At 35.1% G+C, this 21,885-nt stretch carries 18 protein-coding genes; 8 read left to right on the forward strand and 10 right to left on the reverse strand.

Features of this window, described 5'->3' with window-relative positions; genetic code table 11:
* Positions 1 to 128 precede the first annotated feature (128 nt).
* Positions 129 to 1,232, forward strand: a complete 1,104-nt coding sequence (locus QXQ25_05750) for an NAD-binding protein (protein MEM0161205.1) — start codon at positions 129 to 131, stop codon at positions 1,230 to 1,232.
* Here QXQ25_05750 and QXQ25_05755 read toward each other — a convergent pair.
* Both QXQ25_05755 and QXQ25_05760 read right to left on the reverse strand, forming a co-directional pair.
* A complete protein-coding gene (locus QXQ25_05755; protein ID MEM0161206.1) occupies positions 1,229 to 2,878 on the reverse strand; it encodes a TIGR04190 family B12-binding domain/radical SAM domain protein in 1,650 nt (549 codons plus the stop codon). The two genes, QXQ25_05750 and QXQ25_05755, sit on opposite strands and share 4 nt — an antisense overlap.
* 48 nt (positions 2,879 to 2,926) lie before the next feature.
* Positions 2,927 to 3,616 (reverse strand): class II glutamine amidotransferase, encoded by a 690-nt coding sequence (locus QXQ25_05760; GenBank protein MEM0161207.1) that lies wholly within the window; start codon positions 3,614 to 3,616, stop codon positions 2,927 to 2,929.
* A 124-nt stretch (positions 3,617 to 3,740) separates the two neighbouring features.
* Here QXQ25_05760 and QXQ25_05765 point away from each other — a divergent pair, with 124 nt between their 5' ends.
* The gene (locus tag QXQ25_05765) at positions 3,741 to 4,604 is read left to right on the forward strand and encodes a lysine exporter LysO family protein (GenBank protein MEM0161208.1); all 864 of its coding nucleotides are present in this window, start codon (positions 3,741 to 3,743) and stop codon (positions 4,602 to 4,604) included.
* 13 nt (positions 4,605 to 4,617) lie between these two features.
* Here the strand turns inward: QXQ25_05765 and ppdK are convergent, their stop codons facing one another.
* A complete protein-coding gene (gene ppdK / locus QXQ25_05770) occupies positions 4,618 to 7,284 on the reverse strand; it encodes a pyruvate, phosphate dikinase (GenBank protein MEM0161209.1) in 2,667 nt (888 codons plus the stop codon).
* A 71-nt stretch (positions 7,285 to 7,355) separates the two neighbouring features.
* Positions 7,356 to 9,275: an FAD-dependent oxidoreductase gene (locus QXQ25_05775; GenBank protein ID MEM0161210.1), complete on the reverse strand. Its 1,920-nt coding sequence runs from the start codon at positions 9,273 to 9,275 to the stop codon at positions 7,356 to 7,358.
* Positions 9,276 to 9,366: 91 nt separating this feature from the next.
* Here QXQ25_05775 and hutH point away from each other — a divergent pair, with 91 nt between their 5' ends.
* The 5 genes from hutH (at position 9,367) to QXQ25_05800 (ending at position 15,055) form a co-directional block, all read left to right on the forward strand.
* Positions 9,367 to 10,872: a histidine ammonia-lyase gene (hutH, locus tag QXQ25_05780; protein MEM0161211.1), complete on the forward strand. Its 1,506-nt coding sequence runs from the start codon at positions 9,367 to 9,369 to the stop codon at positions 10,870 to 10,872.
* Entirely contained in the window at positions 10,869 to 12,161 is a 1,293-nt protein-coding gene (hisS, locus tag QXQ25_05785) for a histidine--tRNA ligase (protein MEM0161212.1), read from the forward strand. Before hutH ends, hisS begins: the two co-directional genes overlap by 4 nt.
* A 27-nt stretch (positions 12,162 to 12,188) precedes the next feature.
* A complete protein-coding gene (locus QXQ25_05790) occupies positions 12,189 to 14,276 on the forward strand; it encodes an acetate--CoA ligase family protein (GenBank protein ID MEM0161213.1) in 2,088 nt (695 codons plus the stop codon).
* A gap of 105 nt (positions 14,277 to 14,381) precedes the next feature.
* Positions 14,382 to 14,816, forward strand: a complete 435-nt coding sequence (gene moaC / locus QXQ25_05795) for a cyclic pyranopterin monophosphate synthase MoaC (GenBank protein MEM0161214.1) — start codon at positions 14,382 to 14,384, stop codon at positions 14,814 to 14,816.
* Positions 14,813 to 15,055, forward strand: a complete 243-nt coding sequence (locus tag QXQ25_05800; GenBank protein ID MEM0161215.1) for a MoaD/ThiS family protein — start codon at positions 14,813 to 14,815, stop codon at positions 15,053 to 15,055. Before moaC ends, QXQ25_05800 begins: the two co-directional genes overlap by 4 nt.
* On the opposite strand, the gene QXQ25_05805 is transcribed toward QXQ25_05800, so the two are convergent.
* Genes QXQ25_05805 through QXQ25_05820 form a run of 4 tightly spaced genes read right to left on the reverse strand, consistent with a single transcriptional unit; the run spans position 15,052 to position 18,801 of the window.
* The gene (locus QXQ25_05805; GenBank protein ID MEM0161216.1) at positions 15,052 to 15,447 is read right to left on the reverse strand and encodes an OsmC family protein; all 396 of its coding nucleotides are present in this window, start codon (positions 15,445 to 15,447) and stop codon (positions 15,052 to 15,054) included. The genes QXQ25_05800 and QXQ25_05805 overlap by 4 nt on opposite strands.
* Positions 15,448 to 15,473: 26 nt before the next feature.
* The gene (locus QXQ25_05810) at positions 15,474 to 16,235 is read right to left on the reverse strand and encodes an asparagine synthase C-terminal domain-containing protein (protein MEM0161217.1); all 762 of its coding nucleotides are present in this window, start codon (positions 16,233 to 16,235) and stop codon (positions 15,474 to 15,476) included.
* Positions 16,232 to 17,917, reverse strand: coding sequence for a glycine--tRNA ligase (glyS, locus tag QXQ25_05815; protein ID MEM0161218.1), 1,686 nt, complete (start codon positions 17,915 to 17,917; stop codon positions 16,232 to 16,234). Before glyS ends, QXQ25_05810 begins: the two co-directional genes overlap by 4 nt.
* Before the next feature lie 20 nt (positions 17,918 to 17,937).
* Positions 17,938 to 18,801, reverse strand: coding sequence for a CBS domain-containing protein (locus QXQ25_05820; GenBank protein MEM0161219.1), 864 nt, complete (start codon positions 18,799 to 18,801; stop codon positions 17,938 to 17,940).
* 373 nt (positions 18,802 to 19,174) lie between these two features.
* Here QXQ25_05820 and guaB point away from each other — a divergent pair, with 373 nt between their 5' ends.
* Positions 19,175 to 20,626 (forward strand): IMP dehydrogenase, encoded by a 1,452-nt coding sequence (gene guaB, locus QXQ25_05825; GenBank protein ID MEM0161220.1) that lies wholly within the window; start codon positions 19,175 to 19,177, stop codon positions 20,624 to 20,626.
* Here guaB and map read toward each other — a convergent pair.
* Positions 20,619 to 21,527 carry a type II methionyl aminopeptidase gene (map, locus tag QXQ25_05830; GenBank protein ID MEM0161221.1) on the reverse strand — a complete coding sequence of 303 codons (909 nt, stop codon included), beginning with the start codon at positions 21,525 to 21,527 and terminating at the stop codon, positions 20,619 to 20,621. The two genes, guaB and map, sit on opposite strands and share 8 nt — an antisense overlap.
* Positions 21,528 to 21,668: 141 nt before the next feature.
* Positions 21,669 to 21,885: hypothetical protein (locus QXQ25_05835; protein MEM0161222.1), on the reverse strand; the 217-nt coding region annotated here is incomplete at its 5' end.

Genomic DNA, 21,885 nt, shown 5'->3' on the forward strand with positions numbered 1-21,885 from the left:
CTGCGATAGCAATTAGTAGGAGGTAGCTATTTATCATCCCATTTTTATATACTTGATCTATCTATATAAAGTTTTCATGCTTTACTTGTTAAAATTTAAATACTCATTTTTATTAATTAGAAAGCATAATGAGATTCAGATTGCATCCACATATTTACAAATTAATAATTCTATCTGCGCTATTTACAATTTTCATTGGCACTGTATCTCTGTTCACACCCATTTCATTCAGTTTTTTTAGTCCAAATCTCATAAGAGAGCGTGGAATATTCACAATATTTATAGGATTCTTCTTACTAGTAATAAGTTTTGGCATAAAAAACAAGTCTCGGCTTGCGTGGAGGATAATCGTACTGTTTTTGCTGCTATCAATATTTGTCATATTTTTGAAGGGATTTACAATATACTATATCGACCTATTTGTGATAGGATTTGATATATATATATTGATCTTGCTAATAATACACAGGAAAGAGTACAACTACCCTACTAGATTTTTCAGCAGACCTGAGATATCTGTAGCATTGGTTACAATAATATTTACAGTCGCTTACGGTATCGGTGGCTCTTTACTATTTGGCTCCCAGTTTAAGCCTGAAATTAAAGATTTTTACACTGCATTATATTATACTATTGAAACTGTAACCACATTGGGATTTGGAGATATATTGCCAGTAACTACAGTTTCTAGAATGTTTACAGCGTCTCTTGTTGTAATGGGATTGGCAAGCTTTTTTGGTGCAATAACTATATTACTAGCTCCAATATTTCAACGAAGAGTAAGTGAGGTGATAAATTTTATGGAACGTTTCGAGTCAAAGAATTTTAAAGATCATATCCTGATCTGCGGATATTCGCCCATAATTTCAGATTTTTTGGAAACACTGAAAGATCAGGAAAAATTATTTGTAGTAATCGAGAAAAATGCGGAAAATGCAACAATGTTAAAAAATAAAGGATACATAGTCATCAATGATCACGCAGATAATGAAAAACTGTTGAAAACACTAAACTTAGAAAATAGTCAAAAGATTTTGATATCTTCTGATGACGACGGATATAATCTCCTGATTGCCATAACTATCAAGCAACTGGATATCGGTAAAAAATTAAAAGACCGAACTATCATCGTGGTAAACGACTCAAAAAATTATAATAAGTTTAAGGATTTCTCAGAATCTATAATAGATCCAAATAACATATTCAAAAACTATATTTCAAAATTGATCTAAATCTTTTTTATAAATCTGTAAAATTCAAGCCCTACATTATGCATGTTTCTAACCACGCTTTTCTTAGACCAGACAAGATCATCTTTCTCAAATATGATTGGCCCCATATACCTGCCTCTCTTCAAAATATTCTGGTCCAGTTCTTTAAGTTGCTCTTCAATTCTTCCCTTTAGATTATCGTCTACTATCGCACCCTTCTCTGCTCTCAATTTTACCAGCTCTAGTGCAGATTTATAAGTGGCATAGGCTATATCATTTTTTGTCATTTTGTCAGTTTCATAGTTTAAAAAATCAATCCATGTATCATTACTGTTCAGCAGGTTATAATGATCTTTTAAGGTTTTTGCTTTTATCTTTAACCCGTATAGCTCCGATTTTTCGAATGCAAGACTTCCAGGATCCACAAACGGAGATATAGGAGATATGAAAGTGGATAGATTCTTAGGAAATTTCGCGTACAGTTTTTTAACATATTCAACATCGTTATCTACGTCTGAAACACTCTGTCCTGGAATACCTACCGAAAAGAATAGATCCATTCTTCGTGCATCATATTTCATGGCATACTCTATATTTTTTTCCAGCCCTGAGTTTGCATAATATTTACCAGATATCGCTCTTATATTCTCGTTAGAAGACTCTGGAGAGATCTCTACCGTGAACTCAGATATATTCTTAGATATTGTCTGATAATAGCTTTCTGGCGCAGGACTAAATAGCTCGAACAATATAGGGATATCTATACCCTCTCTCTTAACAGCTTCCAGTAGTTTAATATCGAAATCTTTGCCGGCTTCATGTATATCGCCGGTAATAAATGCCGGGCTTCCTAGATTCTCTTGAATAGATTTCAGTTCTGAAACAATGGTATCTATATTCCTAAAAGATACTTTGTTTCTGCAATAAAAGTTCTTGTATGCAAAATTAGAGCCCCCGCAGATTGTACAGTTATGATTGCATCCTTTCTGGATCAATGTCATTGCTGATGGGTTATCAACCCAGTCTCCATATGGTAGATGATCTTCAGCACTCATAGTTTTTACTGCATTTCTGTATATTATTCGGTAGTCAAGAGACACTTTATCAATGTCCTTGTCTGGATCTCTGCATTGGTTCTCCACAATTTTAGAATTGTCGCGCCATGCCAGATTTGGTATCGAGCTTAAATCGTTATTTCTCTCTACTGCATCTATCAGCAACGGAAAGAACGGCTCGGTTGTATCTCCTTTGAGCACAAAGTCTATGAACTCATAGTTTTTTAATAGCTCGATCGCATAATATGTAGATGACAGACCACCAAATACGATCTTTGAATCTGGATGTTCTTCTTTTATAATTTTTGCGACCTCTATAGAACCCTGCACATGAGGTAGCCAGTGCAGATCCAGCCCATATATTTGTGATTCCTGTTTTTTAATATAATTTCTAACATCAAAGTTTTTGTGATAAATCATCTTCACCGCTAAATTCACTATTTTAGCTTTAAACCCGTTAGAGATAACATTGTTCAAGATGCTCATAAATCCAATTGGATACATCTCAAATATTGGTGTTGATGGTACCACATCACTGATAGGTCCTAGATTTGTACTTTTTTTTCTGAAATCGTATATACTTGGTGAATGTACTAATATAAGATCATACATTATAAACGGGATATGGCATGAAAATATAATAAACTATTGTTTGACTTTTTAATAATGTATGACTTCTTTTTTCATGTCTCTGATATGTACTAGAGAATGATTTGGCAAAAGTTGCCATAACAACTGATCTGAATTGAAGGGCTCTGTAGAATATATAAATGCCCCATCAGAAATAGATTCGTAAATGGTATAATACTCTTCTCTTTCATTTGCATATCTGAAAACATAGAGCTCTTCTTTATTGCCTATCATGAAATTAAAAGATGTAGCCTCTAACCCGGCACTTAAAATTTCTGAAATAGCATCTTTCATTTCTTTACCATTTTTCAACTCTTGAACAATATAATGAAACAATTTTTCAGAATCAGTATCTCCTTCCAATCCTGTTACTTTGAGTTTGTTAGCATTATTAATAGTGCCGTTATGGCAAAAGCCAAAGCTATTGTATAAGAACGGATGTGCATTTTTCTCGGATCTTTCGCCTACTGAGCTCTTTCTTGCATGCATTATAAAAAAATCAGTAATTATCTTGTTTTTAAAATTCTCATTGTTCTCCAGATCCTTATCAATGCTGTTTTTTGTTTTATATAGTTTTAATGTAGACCCCTCTGAATACAATACTCCCCATCCGTCAATGTGCGGCGCATGAGAACCGTTTAAAGCTTGGTATTTTAATTCTCCAATATATTCACTCAAAATAAAATCATTATTGCTGATTCCACAAATCATTCTGCACATATGTAAAACCATAGACAAAAAATATATATAAGGTTTATCATAATTTTTATTTATTTCGGCTGGTTTTTTTATAATATGACGGTATAATAAGAAAAATTAAAAATAGGGTTGTTATAATGGTATTATGAATTTTAGTATCGTGGTGATTATCGTACTATTATTCGGGCTTTTTGTAAACAAGCTATATTTTCCTGCAAAAGCAAGAATAATAGCTGAGAAAGCCACTTTACTGCTAGTTTTAATATTGATATTTTTGATTGGCACTTTTTTAGGCAGCACTTTTTCTAATCTTTCGAATTTATTCTTAATTCCCTTAAGTTTTGCCATCTCGGTGGTTATCTTGGCAACCACGATATTTATTGGGTATGTGCTAAAGCATAAGTTTGTTTCAAGTAAAGTACAAAAAAGAGAATATAACTATAAAATGTCTATTTTCATATTATTATCGCTTATTCTTGGAATATTAGAGCATTTCACTCTAGATATCAAGAACCTGAACATTGATATTGTACTATATTTACTATTATTTGTGGTAGGATACCAAATAAATTTCAGCATTCGTTACCTCAAAAACTATTTTACGGAAATATCGTTGAGCTTAACTGCAATAATTGCTGGAGCATTAATAATCATTCCTATTGCTCTGCTTTTTAACATGAACATCAAAGCATTGTTAATCTCTTCTTTTGGGTTTGGATGGTATACATTCTCTGGCCCTTTTATAGCTTTAGCATACGGGCCGGTATATGGCTCAATAGCATTTTTGATAAATTTATTCAGAGAACAAATGACAATACTTTTATCTCCTTATATCTCAAAATTCGGACACATCTCTTTGATATCCAGCGCTGGTGCAACGGCTATGGACACTTCTTTGCCTTTTATAAAAATGCTGTTTGATGATTCTGTTATAATTCCTGCATTTATGACAGGCGTAATAGTAACATTACTGGTACCTATACTCTCTTCGATACTTTATTATTTATAATAAAAATAAAAGATTATTTTTTAGATTGTTTCTCTTTAATTGCTGCCTGTGCTGCTGCTAGTTTGGCAATCGGTACTCTGTATGGCGAACATGATACATAATCTAAACCGATAGTGTGACAAAACTCCACAGACCTAGGATCTCCACCATGCTCTCCGCATATTCCTACCTCCAGGTTAGGCCTAGTTTTTTTACCTCTTTCAGTTGCAATCTTTAAAAGTTCACCAACACCTTCTATATCAATAGTTTCAAATGGATCTGCTGGCAATATATCGTTTTCAACATAGTATCCTAAAAACTTGCCTTCTGCATCATCTCTAGAATATCCGAACGTTGTCTGGGTCAGATCATTAGTGCCAAATGAAAAGAAATCTGTGTACTTTGCAATTTTGTCTGCGGTCAATGCAGCTCTGGGAAGTTCTATCATGGTCCCTAACTGATACTTGATCTCAATTCCCTCTCTTTGGATCACCTGATTTGCGATGGGTTCCAAGCGCTCTCTCAATATTTTCAGTTCTTTGTCAATGCTGGAGATCGGTATCATTATTTCTGGATAAATTTCGTAGCCCTGTTTTTTAGTTTCAATTGCAGCTTCTATAATGGCGGTTACCTGCATCTCATATATTTCAGGGTACATTATTCCAACTCTGCATCCTCTAAAACCGATCATTGGATTGAACTGTTGCAGATTCTGCACAATGTTCAAAATATTTTCTTTTTCTGAAATCTCTTTGATTAAAGTATCTATCTCTTTTGTATTTACTGCTACCCGCAATTGCATTTTAAGTTCGAATATCTCTTGCATCAATTCTATTTTATCTGGTAAAAATTCATGAAGCGGAGGATCTAGCAATCTGATAATTACAGGAAAGCCTTTCATAGTTTTGAAAAACTCGACAAAATCAGATCTCTGCATAGGCAATAGCTTATTCAATTCTTTAATTCTCTCTTCCTTTGTTTTGCTCATAATCATTGCCTGCATAATTGGTAGCCTATCTGGCCCAAAAAACATACGCTCTGTTCTTGCAAGGCCAATTCCTTCTGCCCCGAACTCTCTTGCCTTTATGGCCTCAGCAGGAGTGTTTGCATTTGCTCTTACCCCCAGCTTTCTATAGCTATCCGCCCAGTCTATCACAATTTTTAGCTCTCCTGACATGGAAGGTGTTATTAAATTCTTAGCACCTTTGTAAACCTTTCCTGTAGAGCCATCGATAGTAATGATATCTCCTTTATGTATCTCAACATTACCGGCTATAAACTTATCTCCTCTGCTATCTACAGTGATCTCTTCGCATCCTACTACGGCTGGCTTACCCATAGATCTTGCAACCACTGCTGCGTGAGAGGTCATGCCGCCTTTGGATGTGAGAATACCCTGCGAAACTGCCATCCCATGTATATCATCAGGACTTGTTTCAGTTCTCACTAAAATTACTTTCTGTGTTTTTGATAATTCAACAGCTTCTTCTGAATCTAATGTTACTACTCCTACCCCCGCACCCGGAGAGGCAGCCAAACCCTTTGCAATAGGTTTATCCATCTCTTTAGGATCTAGTTGTGGATGTAAAAGTGCATCTATGTGCGCTGGATCAATTCTTAACAGCGCTTCTTCTTTTGTTAGCACTTTTTCAGAAACCATATCTACTGCAATCTTTACTGCTGCATAAGCAGTTCTCTTTCCAGATCTGGTCTGTAGCAAATAAAATTTAGAGTTTTCAATGGTAAACTCGATGTCCTGTATATCTTTATAGTGTTTTTCTAGAATTTCTGCACTTTTTACAAGATCTTTGTATGCCGAGGGAATATCTTCTTTAAGATTTTCTATAGGCTTTGGAGTTCTTATCCCAGCTACAACATCTTCTCCTTGTGCGTTTATCAAGTATTCTCCAAACAGTTTTTTCTCTCCCGTATTAGGATTTCTAGTAAAAACTACTCCTGTGGCAGAAGTATTGCCCATGTTCCCAAATACCATTGAAACAATAGTAACTGCCGTGCCAAGTTCCTCAGATATATTATTTAGTTTTCTATACACCTTAGCACGCTCATTGTTCCAGGATTCAAACACAGCCATTATTGCCATTTTAAGCTGTTTGTAAGGATCCTGCGGAAATTCTTTATCCTTAACAATGTTCTTAAACTCTTTTACTAACTTTTTAAGATCTTCAGCATTTAAATCTATATCTGTTTTAGCGCCAGTACTTTCTTTTAATGCCTCTATTTTATTTTCAAAATCAGATGCTGGAATCCCCAGCACTATCTTTCCAAACATCTGGATCAATCTGCGATATGCATCCCAAGCAAATCGCTCATTTTTTGAAATTTTTGCAAGTGTAAGTACAGTATCATCATTTAGGCCTATGTTCAATACCGTATCAAGCATTCCTGGCATTGATATGGGCGCACCTGATCTCGCAGAGACCAATAATGGATTCTCTTTATCTCCAAATTTCTTGCCCGTTAGCTTTTCTAACTTTTTAATAGCTTCTACAGTGTCGTTCCATAGCTCTTCTGGCAAAGCGCCTGTTCTAACATAATATTTGCATGCTTCTGTAGTTATTGTAAAACCTGGCGGTACTGGTAATTCCAGATTTGTCATCTCTGCTAGTCCCGCTCCCTTGCCTCCAAGCAAGTTCTTCATATCTTTGTTACCCTCATCAAAAAAATAAATATATTTTGTCATATTTAATCACCAATTATTATGTTTCTTTATGCTAAAAAAGTATATATTTTTATCTGACTTAAATTTTTGGTTTAAACCGCTTTCCCTATACTGAACCCCTGTGATACTGCATCAATGATCTTTCCCACTTTTAATGCATCCCCAATAATATGCGTTTCATATTTGTCTTTTAGTTGGTTGTATAATGTATGATCGCGAAATCCCCCAAATGAAATTATGAAATAGTCCATTAAAAGCTCAGTATTTCCTGCAATAACAGAATTTTCAGTAATCTCATTGACAGGAGCACTTAAAAGATATTTTACATTATGTTCATCCAGTTCTCTTAAAAGATAATTTCTGCTCAATGTTTCCATATCTGTAGCGAGCGCAGGCAGCATTTCTACAATAGTTACCTCATTATCCTGCGTTGCAAGATATAAAGCCGTTTCACAACCTACTAAGCCTCCACCACCAACCACCACTTTCTTGCCCCTTATTTTTATTTTGCCGTTCAGCACGTTTCTGGCAGGAACAATATTGCTATTTTTAATTCCCTTTATAGATGGAACGTAGCATTTTGCGCCTGTTGCAATAATTATTGCATCGGGATTGAGATAAGCTACCTTGTCTAATGTCACCTCCTGATTAAATTTTATTGGTATACCCAGTTTTTTTGTCATATGATCATAATACTCTAAGAGCCAGTTTAATTTCCCTTTTCCTGGCGGTACTGCAGCAAGTTTTAATGCTCCTCCAATAGCTTCTTCTTTTTCCCACACTTCTACAATATGCCCTCTTCTTTTAGCGGTTATTGCTGCCTCTAAACCTGCTATGCCAGCACCTACTATCAAGATCTTCTTTTGCTCTATGCTTTTTAACAGTAACTCATCAGATTCAAGCTTTCCAAGTGTTGGATTTACGCCACATCTTATCGCAGTTCCCTCATCATGTCTGGCCTTTATGCACTCACTGCATCCAATGCATCTTCTTATTTCATTATCTCTCCCACTTTCTGCCTTTATCGGCCAGTCTGGATCTGCAATAAGCGTTCTCCCAAGCGCTACAAGATCTGCCTTGTTTGAATTCAATATTTCTTCTGCAAACGCTGGATTTCTGATCATTCCTACTGCAATAACTGGAATTTTTATGCCTCCCTGTTTTAGCGCCTCGGCAAGATACACTCTCCAGCCTTCTGCATACTGCATTGGCTCCAATCTTTTCTCTTTGTTGCCAAACCCCACATCTGCATGAACCGCATTATATCCTATCTCTTCAAACAATTTTGCAATCTGTACTCCCTCATTCAAATTTATTCCATCTTTAACAAAATCTAAGACTGGCAGTCTTGCAGTGACTGAAAAGCTCTGTCCGCAAAGCATTTTTATTTTTTCAAAAATAATTTTTGCAAACCGGACCCTGTTCTCTAAACTTATCCCAAACTTGTCTGTTCTCTTGTTAGTATAAGGTGATAAGAATTGATTTACCAAAAGCCCATGAGCAGCCTCTATCTCTACGCCGTCAAAATGTGCGATTTTAGCTCTATAAGCAGCCCTTGCGTATTTTTCGGCAAGATTATTAATTTCGTTCTCAGTAAGCTCCTTTACTTCACTTTTATCCTTTCTCAAAGGCACTTTAGATGGGGATACAGGCAATTCTCCACCATTTACCTCAAGCTCTGCAAATAAACCTGGATGTGTCAGTTCCATAAATGCGAGGCTCCCGTGTGAATGTATAGAGTATGCAATTCTACTCAACCCAGGAATAAAAGTATCATCGTCGATTCTGGGCTGTGTAGCACCACTTCTTCCATCCGGATAGCTTATGCACATATTTTCCATTGTAATAATCGCTGCACCACCCATTGCCCTTCGCTCATAATGATGTATCAGCTCAGCATTTACATTTCCAGTTGAATCCGCAAAATTAGTGGATATTGGCGGGAATATTATGCGATTTTTTAAAGTTAAACTTCCGACCTTAATTTCTGAGAATAATAATTCTTTATTCATTTTTTTATAGATAGTGTATGAGACTTTATTATTAATATTTTTAGCTCTAAAACTTAAAAAAGCTTAAATCTTTTTTGTATATATCAGTATTATGATCATTATAGATGGAGAGCACTTGAAAATTGAAGATGTAGTTGCTGTTGCTAGAAATTATGAAAAAATTGAGCTTTCTGAAGACTCCATAAAAAATGTTAGAGAGAATAGGGGCAATCTTGAAAAGTTGATAGATTCTGGAGCAATAGTATATGGCGTTAACACTGGGTATGGAGATCTTGTAAACACTCGCATTAGCCATGATGATATGAAAAAACTGCAGAAAAATCTAATAATGAGCCATTCGGTTGGTGTTGGAAAGTATTTTGATTCCGACATTGTAAGAGCAACGATGCTGATACGGTTGAACACTCTACTTAAAGCAAAGTCTGGAGTCAGACCTGAAATTTTAATACTTTTGAAAGAGTTTCTTAATAAAAATGTAGTTCCAGCAATACCAGAGAAAGGTAGTGTTGGTTCTAGCGGAGATCTTGCACCTCTGGCGCATATGACTCTTGTGATGATCGGAAAGGGAAAAGCATTTTACCAAGATAAATTGCTAGATGGAAAAGAGGCTTTAAAACTTGCAGCTATATCCCCTATAGAATTAAGCTATAAGGAGGGGGTAGCACTCATAAATGGAACTAGCGTGATGAGTGGAGTGGCGGCATTGAACGTATATGATTCTATTAATCTCTTGAAAAATTCTCTTATTGCTTCATCTTTAAGTCTGGAAGCTTTAAATGGCAATGATGACGCTTTTGATCCGAAGATATTATCTTTAAGACCACATAAAGGTCAGGTTAAAACTGGTGCTATTGTAAAAAGCATGGTAGAAGACAGTAATATCATAAAAGAAGCTAAAAAGTTCAAGATCCAAGATGCTTATTCATTAAGATGCATACCGCAAGTAGCTGGAGCAGTATATGATACTATTGTGTTTGCAAAGAACATTGTAGAAACAGAGCTTAATTCTGTTACAGATAATCCCATAATATTAGAGCGTGCATATTCTGGTGGCAATTTTCATGGGGAATATATAGGATTTGCAATGGATTATCTGGGCATTGCAATGGCTGAACTGGCAAATATTACTGAGCGTAGAATTGCGCGCATGGTAGATCATAAATTAAGTGATTTGCCAGCATTTTTAATTGAAAATTCCGGGTTGAACTCTGGCATGATGATGATTCAGTATACTGCTGCAGCATTAGTATCTGAGAATAAGGTACTGGCACATCCAGCAACAGTGGACTCCATACCTACCAGCGCGAATCAGGAAGATCATGTAAGTATGGGAACTATTGCTGCAAGAAAAGGTAGAGACATAATTAACAATGTAAAGCATGTAATCGCAATTGAATATTTAGTAGCTTCACAAGCTTTAGAGTATCGAAAACATGAAATGGCAAAAAATACAGAAATAATATATAAACTCATAAGAAAAGGAGTTAAACCTTTGACAGAAGATCGAGAGATGGGAGAGGATGTTAGATATATAATAAAGATGATTGATGAGAAAACTTTTAATAATAATCTGAATTTTGTAGACCGTTTAATATGAGTATCGATAAACTTCGTGGTTTTAGAGAAATATATCCAGAAGAAATGTACATTCGGAAGAGAGTATTTGAAATTATAAAAAATGTAGCTGAGAACTTTGGATTTTCCGAAATAGATGGCCCGAGCGTTGAACCACTAGAGTTGTTTGAGGTTAAGAGTGGGCAAGAACTAGTTTCTCAAACGTTTTCATTTAGAGATAAATCAGATCGGTTGATAACTCTTATTCCAGAGATTACACCTACGGTATCAAGAATGATAGCTAAGAGAAAAGATCTATCAGTACCTGTGAAATGGTATTCTTTTCCAAAACTATGGAGATATGAAGAACCTCAATCAGGCAGGCTCAGAGAATTTTATCAATTTAACGCAGATATTTTTGGGGTATCAAATGTCGAGGCAGACGCAGAGATTATAGTACTGGCAATATCTATTTTAAACAGTCTCGGTTTAAAAGGTAAGTATAAAATAAAGATAAGCGATCGAATTTTAATAGAGCAGTTATTAAAGCAGATGGGCGTAGAAAACATAGAAGAGATGTTTAGAATTATTGATAAAAGTGATAAGATATCTCAGGAAGAATTTGAAAAAATGTTAGGAGAATATCTAAGTGATGATAAAATCTTAAAATTGACAGAATTATTAAAATTTGAAGGTTCTGCAGAAGATTTAAGATCAGTAATAGACACTGAAAATAATGAGATGAAAAATAGATTAGATATACTTCAGACTCTGGAAAATTATTTTAAAGCATATTCTGTGACCGAATATAAATTTGATTTTGCTACGGTTAGAGGGTTGTCTTATTATACTGGTATCGTATTTGAAGCAAAGGATGAGCAGGGAGAGTTCAGATCAATACTTGGTGGTGGAAGATATGATAAGATTGTTGAGCTTTTTGGATCCAGATCAGTTCCTGCGGTCGGATTCGGAATGGGTGATGTAGTATTAGAAATGCTGATGAGGAGAGAAGGGTTATGGATTAGCACGCCAGTGCAATTAGATTATTATATAATTAATGATTATAAATTTAGAGCCTATGCGATTCAAGTCCTTTCTAAAATCAGAAACTATGGATTAATGGCAGATATAAACATGATTGATCGCAGTATATCTAATCAGTTCAAGTATGCGAATAAGATAAAGGCAAAAAATGTCATTATTATTGGTGAGCAAGAAGTTGCAAATAACTCTATATCTATCAAGGATATGAGTTCTGGTAAACAGGTTTCTCTGCCTTTTTCTGAATTTTTTGAGAAAAAAATAAAATCAGAAAATATTTTTAAGCAATGAAGTATTTCCCCTTTTAGAGTGATATATATGCATTCGTTAGATCCTATATTTAAACCAAAATCAATCGCGATAATTGGTGCCTCTAGAGAGCCTTATGCAATTGGATATACGGTAGTTAAAAATTTACTTACTACTCGATATGAGGGAAAAATATATCCGATAAATCCAAAAGCAGATGAAATTTTAAACTTAAAATGTTATCATTCGATCTTAGACGTTCCTGATCCAGTAGATCTGGCAGTTATCACCGTTCCTGCAAAGATAACTCCTGCTGTGGTAGAAGAGGCAGGAAAGAAAGGCGTCATAGGGGTAGCGATAATAGCTTCTGGGTTCAGTGAAGTGGGAGAAGTAGATTTAGAAAATAAGATTGTAGAGATCGCAAAAAAGTATAAAATGAGAATTTTAGGACCAAATATAGTAGGGTTAATGAATAATCCGTTGAAAATGAATGCTTCTTTTGCTCCATATTTACCATACCCTGGCAAAATTGCAATGCTGTCGCAGAGTGGTGCACTATTAATAGCATTGGACAGCAGGACATGGCTTGACAGGGTTGGTATGTCACATTTAATAAGCATTGGAAACATGGCAGACCTAGATTTCGCGACATTAATAGAGTATTTCAGCATCGATGACCAGACAAATTGTATTTCGCTTTATGTGGAAGGCATTAAAAATGGCAAAAATTTCATAGAGGCAAGCAAAAAAGTGCTTGATAAACCGATAGTAGCGCTAAAATCAGGGGTGTCTAAAAGAGGAGCTATGGCTGCAGCTTCTCATACAGGCTCACTTGCAGGTTCTTCAAAGATATATGATGCTGCATTTAAGCAGGCGGGTGTTATAAAGGCCACAGATCTGAATGACCTATTTGATAAGTCTCTGGCACTTGCAAGTCAACCACCAATGCGTGGCGACAACCTATTAATAATCACGAATGGTGGGGGCATAGGTGTTCTCGCAACGGATTCAGCAGAGAAAAATGAGCTTCAGATCAAAGATCCGCCAGAGGATTTAAAAGAGAAGATAAAAGCTATAATCCCCGATTTCGGAAGTACAAAAAACCCGATCGATGTTACTGGAATGGCTAATGATGAATGGTACAAAAACACTCTTTCAGTGGCATTAGAGCATCCATGGGTTGATGGAGTTGTAATTCTATACTGTGAAGTGGCAGTGCTTGACCCGAAAGATCTGGCTGCGGCATTGCATGAAGTCATAGCATGTTCCAGAACCACAAAACCGATCACTGTTGCCTTTGTGGGTGGAGAACTTACCATGAGAGCCTCTGAATGGCTTCAGAAAAAAGGCATACCGGTTTATCAGTCTCCCGATCGAGCAATAAAGGCAATGGCTGCATTGCGAGATTTTGGTAAGATCAGAGAAACAGGCTTTGATATTTTTGAGCCCTATACTGATATAGACAAGGATAAAGTTAGGGCAATATTAACTGATATCAACAAAAGAAAAAGCAGATATGTTACTGAAATTGAAGCAAAACAGATATTTGAAGCGTATAAAATACCTACTGCAAAAAGCATGCTTTCAAAAACAGAGGATGAGGCAGTTACACTGGCTAAACAGATTGGTTATCCAGTAGTAATGAAGATAGTATCCCCGCAAATAATACATAAAAGTGATGTTGGAGGAGTAAAAGTAAACATAAGAACTGATGATGAGGTTAGAAAAGCATATAATCAGATAATAAAGAATGTCTCTAAAATTGATCCAAAGCCAGAAATTCTGGGAATCTTGGTGCAGGAAATGGCTCCTTCTGGCACTGAATGTATAATAGGATCTACGCAGGATCCACAATTTGGTGCAACCGTCATGTTTGGGCTTGGCGGAGTATTTGTTGAAGTATTGAAAGATGTTAGTTTTAGAATAGCCCCATTTTCTAAGAATACTGCAAAGCAGTTAATTGATGAGATAGAGGCAAAAGCTATTTTGCATGGAACTAGGGGAGAGAAAGCAAAGGACATAGAAACTTTAGCGGAAACTATTAGCAGGTTCTCTCAGCTTGTTGAAGATTTTCCAGAGTTAAAAGAAGTAGATGCAAATCCGACAATCTTATATGAAAAAGGATTGAAAGTGGTGGATGCCAGAATAATTTTATAATTTTTTTTCTTATTATATTTTTTAGATGTTTATTCAACTTTTAACACTGTGTAAGGAAAATGTTCAAAATAAATTTTAAATAGAAGATGTGAGTAAGAGATAAAGATGATAGACATATCTAAAAAACCGGATGTTCTGAGATCTGCCGTTGCTGGTGGTGAGCTTGTACTTAAAACTGCAACTATTAAAGAAATAGAAAATAATAATATCAAAAAAGGCAATGTTTTCGAGGTTGCCAAAGTTGCTGGAAACAATGCCATCAAAAAAACCAGTGATTTAATTCCATATTGCCATCAAATTCCTGTTGAAGCTATAGATTTCAATTTTAAGATCGATGGAAACCGAATAATTGCAAGGTGCAGTGTTAAAGCGCATTACAAGACAGGTGTGGAGATGGAGGCTTTAGTTGGGGTAAGCATTGCGCTGCTAACTATATGGGACATGGTTAAATATTTGGAAAAAGATGAGTCTGGAAACTATCCAATAACTTCCATAAAAGATGTAGAAGTGATTGAAAAAATAAAAGAGAGAAAAAAATGATTATAAAAGTGCTTTATTTTGGGATATATAGAGATATGACTAAAAAAGAATATGAAAAAGTGGAACTAGATGAAGGAATAGATACTGATGCATTACTAAAGTTCTTGAAAACAAAATATCCAAACTTAGAAAAATATCCGGAAATGATTATATCCTTAAATTACAGGTACTGTGGTAAGCCCTGCCGCCTGAGCGAAAATGATGAAGTGGCAATAATGTCTCCTGTAAGTGGCGGTTAGGGTTCGATCTCGTACTCTATGTCAAAAATAGTACCGCTTCTTTTTAGCATGATGCTGGCAGAACAGTATTTTTCCTGAGACAAATCTATCGCTTTTTTCAGGTCCTTTTCATCTATGTTTCCCTTTGCGGTGTATTTTAACTTTATGCGCGTATAAACTTTGGGATATTCTTCAGCTCTCTCTCCTTCAATATACACTTTTAATCCTTTCAGGTCTGCGCGCATCTTTTTTAGAATAGCCACAACATCACTGCCTGTACAGCTCGCTACTCCAATCAATACCAGCTCCATTGGAGCAGCCCCAATCTTCGAATCACCGTCAATTACCAAACCATGTGATGCTCTGCTAATCGCTATAAACTTAGAGTCTTCAGTCCACTCGATAATTGCCATTCAAGCTCATAATAAGAATGTGGTAATTAAATTTTATTTTTTAATGTGCTAATGTACTGGTATATTTCTTGATTTTTGTCTTTAGCAAGCTTTTTTAATATTTTATTTATTCCACTTCCATACTGTGCCGCTTTCTTTTTCCTGAATGCAATTTCTTCTGGCAATCCGAGAATTAGTGCTGCTTTTCTAAGTATTATCTTCTCGCTATCATTGTTAATCTTGTCTGAATTGGTAAGAGATCCTGAAAAATCTAGTATCTCTGAATCTAAGTAAGGGGTTCTAAGATCTTTCTTAAAATAGTTTGCTATTTTTATCTCTTTAACAATTGTGGAGTTTAAAACTTTGTTCAAATCTTCTTTCATTCTCATTGGCTCTGTCTTATATTTTTTATAGCCTCCAAAAACTTCATCACTCCCCTGCCCTGTTAATAGTACTTTTTCTTTCGCGTTTTTACACACAAAATATAAAGGCAGATTAAAAGATAATTCGAGTGCATCCTGTGAAGAATCTATATTTATTAGCTCTATAATACCTTCATTCACGTCCTTTTCGTTGATAATTATCTTATTTATATTTATTCCTAAAAGTTTGCCAGCACTATCAGCCGCCTTGAAATCATAAGAGTTCTCCACTCCAACAGTATATGCAACAATATTTTTCAGTTTAGATGCAATATAGGCAAGCAAACTGCTGTCTATGCCACCAGATAAGAGGATCGCCAAGTCATCAGCAATTACCTTTTGCACAGCTTTCTGAATCAAAGCTGCTAACTGTTCTTCTTTACTCATAACACTTCAAATTTTAATGTACCATCAATCAGCTTGCTCAAATTTACAATAATATCTGAGATATTCAATCTCACCTGTTTTGTTGAGTCACGCTCTCTCAATGTTACTGTTTGATCACTTAAAGTTTGATAATCTACCGTTATGTTGAACGGTATTCCTATCTCATCAGCTCTAGCATATCTCTTACCTATAGACCCTGAATCATCATAGTATGCTTTAAGATGATTATTGACTAGCAGGTTGTGAATTTTTTGGGCCTCTACATCTAAACCATCTTTAGGCATCAGTGGAAAAACCGATACCTTAATTGGCGCGATTTTAGGTGCTAATCTTAAAACACGAAACTCTGAATCTTCCCGCTCATAATATGAATTTTCAAGAAGTGAATAGAGAATACGGTCTATACCATATGATGGCTCTATAACATTCGGAACGATCTTTTCGCTGCTTATTCTTTCAACTTTTTCTATAATAATATACGCTTCTTTTGGAACAACTATTTCTTCCCCGTTAACCTGCACTTTTAAATCTTTTTCTTCTGTTACTTTATGATTTTCTATTTCTTTAGCAATCAATTGTGCCTTATCTTTAAACATAGGCCCTAAAACTTTCTCTATTGGCTTATATTTTTTTATGTTTTTTGTGATAGGAGATTCATATCTTATCGTTACTTTTAAGTTTTCCCCAGATTCTAACTCATGCTGAGTAAGGTCATAAGTGCCACGATCTGCGATGCCTACACATTCTATCCACCCATAAGAGCTCTCTATCTCACAGTCCCAACAATCTATTGCATAATGTGCTAACTCTGTGTCTGTGTGTTGCCTGAACCTGATCTTATTGGCTGGTATACCAATCTCAATTAGAAATAGATGTGTTAAACCCATAAAATACGCAATAGCCTCAGAACTTATAATTTTATTTTCAACACCATCTTTCAAAGACTCTATCATATCTTGTTGATTTTTGCTGATTATCCTAACTTTCAAATCTTTTATATTATCAAATTTTTTCCATTTTTTGTTTTTTGGATCAAAGAATAATTCCACTTCCGCCATATTGAATTCTCTCTGCCTTATTAGCCCCTGTCTAGGTGCAATTTCGTTTCTGAACCCTTTCCCGATCTGTGCAACTCCAAACGGTAATTCTTCCCTAAAATATCGATAGATGTTATTGAAATTAACAAAAATACCCTGCGCTGTTTCAGGACGTAAATACCCAGACTTAAAGTTGCCGGGTCCTACTTTTGTTTCAAACATCAGATTAAATTTCTCTGGCTTGGTTAACTCGCCTCCACATACCGTACATTTTATATTAAATTTTTCAATGCCTGTAATTATGTCCTCGTTACTTTTAATTACAAAATCCGGCACTTTCTCTTTTAATAGCTCATCTACCCTAAAAGCAGTTTTACAGTTTTTACAATAACTGATATAATCTGTGAACTCTTTTAAATGTCCAGAGGCTCTAAACACTTCCTCAGGAGAAATATTTGGAGTATCTATAAAAGCCAGTCCTTCTCTATTAACATAATAATCTTTCCATATAGAGATGATATTATCTTTCAAAAGTGCTCCTATAGGCCCATAATCATAAAATCCTGAAAAACCACCATATATTTCGAAAGAGCCCCAGAATATGCCCCTTCTTTTGGCAAGATCAAACAGTTTTTTGCTTAACATGTACATTCCTTTTTCAAATGTTATTTATAATGTTGATGCTGTGATAATACAGATATTAAATCAATATCATATATCATAGCCACGAGATCATCATACGCATTTTTTACCGGTAACTGGCTAAAATCATTATCTACCATTATACTTGCTACCTTAGATATAGGGGTCTTGGTATGCGCATATACTGGGTCTTTGATCATTAACTCGCTTACTTTTATGGCAGGGATCTCCAATTTTTCTTCTAAATATAATATTTTTAATACGTTTCTTATTCCTTCCCATGTCCATGCATCTTCATCTTCGCCCATGCCCACCTGAGACATGGATGTAGATACATCTACTTTGGCGCTATTTATTATATCCCTGTCCGTGATAATTCCAACCAGGTTTAAGTCATCATCAATAATCGGAAATGCAGTTAGTTTGGTAAGAGACATTGTTTTGTAAACTACCTTTAACGGTACATCTATATATATTGGAATACAAGGGTTACGGATGTATTTTTCTATCGGATTTGCAATGTTTTCTTCTATTATTATTTTCAAAAACTCTTTTGGGGTAATTATCCCTTGCAGCTTGTTTTTATCATTAACAATGGCGATATGCCTTCTGTTTATTTTTATCATTGAATTTACTGCTTCTGCAATAGATTCTGTATTCATAATTTTCGGGCCATCTTTTCGCATCAATAATGCAATTTGCTCTTCTTTTGGATTTTCAAAGATGTCTCTTCTGCTCACAATACCTAAGAATGTATCTTCCTCATCCACTATCGGTAATGCGCTAACATTCTTTTTAGCCATCAATTTAAGTGCATCTGTCCTGCTCGCAGGAGCTTTTAATACTATTGGATTTTTATTCATGATTTTTGTAATTTTATCAGTCATCAGAATCACTCTATAAATCTGTATAGTAAAATTGTTTCTGTATATTAAATTTATCTATAGCTCTTGGGTTGTCATTATTACCTAATAAATATCCGAGGATTTCTTTGTTTTCTCCCGCTGTCCTTTCTTCATCGCAAAAATTGATTAAAGCATCTATCTAATTAATTTTAATCTTGAAAGTATTTAGAATGTGTTGCTATTTTCTGTTAAAATTTTTGAAAAATCATTAATATTGCCTATCAAGTATACTTTGAAAACATGTTAAAAAAATAATTTCTGTTCATACATACGTTATAGATTAAATGAGTTGTTATAATAATCAATGAAAATATAAAAACGAAATATTTTTATTTATAAATGCTATCGATACTCTATGTTTATAGAAAAATTTGAATATATTAAAACAGGGCTTACATTCGATGATGTGCTTTTAATACCCTCTAGAACGAGCGTTGATCCTAAAGATACGCATGTATCTTCTTCTGTTTCTAGACATATAAAATTGAAGATCCCAATAGTCAGTTCTCCTATGGATACAGTAACTGAAGATGCCATGGCCATCGCAATGGCTAGGATGGGTGGTTTAGGAATAGTCCATAGAAATTTAACAGTTGATGAACAGGTGGCAATTGTAAAAAAGGTAAAGAAAGAAGAGAGTATTATAATAAGGGATTTATACACTGTTTCCCCTGATACATCGATTAAAGATGCTCAGAAAATTATTTTAGATAAAAAAATTACGGGCTTGCCGGTCATAATGGAAGGAAAGTTAGTGGGAATCCTGACTTCAAGAGATATTAGATTTTATAAAGGAGAAAATCTATCAGTAAAAGACCTTATGACTAAAGAAGTGGTAACCGGCTCAGAAAATATCAAGATAAGTGAGGCAATAAAAATATTGCATGATAATAGAATTGAAAAATTACCAATCGTAGATAGTCAAAATAGATTAGTAGGATTGATTACTGCCAGCGATATTGAAAAGAGAGAAACCTATCCAGATGCAACCAGGGATAAAGAGGGTAGGCTGAAAGTAGGTGCTGCTGTTGGCCCATTTGATATTTCAAGGGCAGAGATGCTTGAAAAATCAGGAGTTGATTTATTGGTGATTGACACCGCTCATGCACATAACGAGAAAGTTATGTTAGGAATAAAAGAAATTCGTAAAAAACTGGATATTGATATTATTGCTGGAAACATTGCCACTAAAGAATCTGCAGAAGATATCATAGCGCTGGAAGTGGATGGTTTAAGAGTTGGAATAGGGCCAGGTTCAATCTGTACTACTAGGATAATTGCCGGTGCTGGAATGCCACAATTAGAAGCTATTTCACAAGCTGCAGAAATTGCTGAGAAACAGCAGATTCCGGTAATTGCAGATGGAGGCATTAGATATTCTGGAGACATTGTAAAAGCTATTGCTGCAGGAGCAAATGTAGTAATGCTAGGAAGCCTATTAGCAGGTACAGATGAAGCACCAGGAGAAGAGATGTTTATAGAGGGAAAGAAATTTAAGAGTTATAGGGGTATGGGTTCATTAGGTGCAATACAGAAAGGTCTGTCAGACAGATATGGTAAGATTGGCGGTACAAAGTTTGTTCCAGAAGGCGTTGAAGCAGCAATACCATATAAGGGAAAAGTTAAAGATACGATTTTACAGTTGATAGGCGGGGTCAGATCAGGAATGGGATATGTAGGTGCAAAAGATATAGATTCATTGAGAAAAAATGCCAGATTCATCAGGATTACGCAAAGTGGCTTGATTGAAAGCCATCCGCATAATGTCACCATAATCTCTGATTCGCCAAACTATCCTGTTAAATAGTTGTTACTACTATTCCATTGGCTGTTACTAAAAAAGTATGCTCTGCTTGTGTTACAAGCCCTCTCTTTTTTTCTTTTAATATTGGAAATTTATACATATTCCTATTTTTTATGAGCCAATCTATTATTATATTATGATTTTCAATATTATTAAGCCATCGTTCAGCAAAAGGCAACATATTGAATCGCTGGTATAAGAGATCATAATATCCCATCAGATCTTTTTTGGGTGGCTCTGTAAGTATTGCAATACCCCCGTAATTATGTTCTTTTATCAATCCCACACCATTTGTAGCAAAAGGCTCTATGGCTATAGCCATACCCACCTCCAGTTTTGTATGATCTTTATTATTGTAGTTAGGAACGGTTTTTCCACTGTGCAACTTAAATTTTGATAGTTCATGACCGGTAAGATTATAAATAGGGTTATATTCATAAAATTTTATAGTATCCTCTATTAAGGAGCCTATCTCAGCAAGTTCCATCCCTACATGAATCTCCTTAACCACATTTTCCAATGCTTTTTTAGATGCGTTGATTAAGAATTCATTGTTGTTCGATCCTACTTCAACAGTAACTGCAGTATCTGCAATATAGCCATTAATGTGAGCTCCTAAATCAAGTTTTATCAGATCACCTCTTTTAAATAACCTAGAATCGTTATATGAAGGAGTATAATGAGCTGCTTCATCATTTGCTGAAACATTAACAGGAAATGCTAGATTACCCCCTAGATCCAATATGTAATTTTCTATTTTTGTAACAGTTTCAAAAACTGATGTGTTTTCCTTTATGATACTTTTCCCATATTCTATTGCGCTTTTTGCTATTTTACCAGCTTTTATATAGGATTCTAATGCTTCTCCACTAAAATCATTCAGGTTATGATTTTTGTTAATCATGTGAACAGTCACCTTTGAGAGTTATTATCTTTTTGATGTTTAAACTTTGCGGGTACAACCCAATACCCTCTATCCCGTCTGCAAATGCTTTGGGAATTGCTTTTTTTATTATGTTGTATGTTGCGTTTAGATCTGCATGTATTAATGTTCTATCTGATGCTCTGAATATTCTTCTTTTGATTCTCTTTCCCATGTAAGTGTCATGACGTTTATACTCTCATTATCCAAAAATGAGCATTTGCTCGTATGACTTTCATCTATTATTATAACATTTATTTTTAATTCTTCTGCTTTAGATTCCTTACACCAGTATTGATTCCCATAACTCTCTGTGATTCTTGCTCTTTTGAATCTTCTA

It is taken from the genome of Thermoplasmata archaeon (assembly GCA_038729465.1).
GTDB lineage: Archaea > Thermoplasmatota > Thermoplasmata > Thermoplasmatales > ARK-15 > JAVRLB01.

Coding starts and splice junctions, on each gene's coding strand:
- QXQ25_05750 (MEM0161205.1), top strand. CDS start 129: ATGAGATTCAGATTGCATCCACATATTTACAAATTAATAATTCTATCT.
- QXQ25_05755 (MEM0161206.1), bottom strand. CDS start 2,878: ATGTATGATCTTATATTAGTACATTCACCAAGTATATACGATTTCAGA.
- QXQ25_05760 (MEM0161207.1), bottom strand. CDS start 3,616: ATGTGCAGAATGATTTGTGGAATCAGCAATAATGATTTTATTTTGAGT.
- QXQ25_05765 (MEM0161208.1), top strand. CDS start 3,741: ATGAATTTTAGTATCGTGGTGATTATCGTACTATTATTCGGGCTTTTT.
- ppdK (MEM0161209.1), bottom strand. CDS start 7,284: ATGACAAAATATATTTATTTTTTTGATGAGGGTAACAAAGATATGAAG.
- QXQ25_05775 (MEM0161210.1), bottom strand. CDS start 9,275: ATGAATAAAGAATTATTATTCTCAGAAATTAAGGTCGGAAGTTTAACT.
- hutH (MEM0161211.1), top strand. CDS start 9,367: ATGATCATTATAGATGGAGAGCACTTGAAAATTGAAGATGTAGTTGCT.
- hisS (MEM0161212.1), top strand. CDS start 10,869: ATGAGTATCGATAAACTTCGTGGTTTTAGAGAAATATATCCAGAAGAA.
- QXQ25_05790 (MEM0161213.1), top strand. CDS start 12,189: ATGCATTCGTTAGATCCTATATTTAAACCAAAATCAATCGCGATAATT.
- moaC (MEM0161214.1), top strand. CDS start 14,382: ATGATAGACATATCTAAAAAACCGGATGTTCTGAGATCTGCCGTTGCT.
- QXQ25_05800 (MEM0161215.1), top strand. CDS start 14,813: ATGATTATAAAAGTGCTTTATTTTGGGATATATAGAGATATGACTAAA.
- QXQ25_05805 (MEM0161216.1), bottom strand. CDS start 15,447: ATGGCAATTATCGAGTGGACTGAAGACTCTAAGTTTATAGCGATTAGC.
- QXQ25_05810 (MEM0161217.1), bottom strand. CDS start 16,235: ATGAGTAAAGAAGAACAGTTAGCAGCTTTGATTCAGAAAGCTGTGCAA.
- glyS (MEM0161218.1), bottom strand. CDS start 17,917: ATGTTAAGCAAAAAACTGTTTGATCTTGCCAAAAGAAGGGGCATATTC.
- QXQ25_05820 (MEM0161219.1), bottom strand. CDS start 18,801: ATGACTGATAAAATTACAAAAATCATGAATAAAAATCCAATAGTATTA.
- guaB (MEM0161220.1), top strand. CDS start 19,175: ATGTTTATAGAAAAATTTGAATATATTAAAACAGGGCTTACATTCGAT.
- map (MEM0161221.1), bottom strand. CDS start 21,527: ATGATTAACAAAAATCATAACCTGAATGATTTTAGTGGAGAAGCATTA.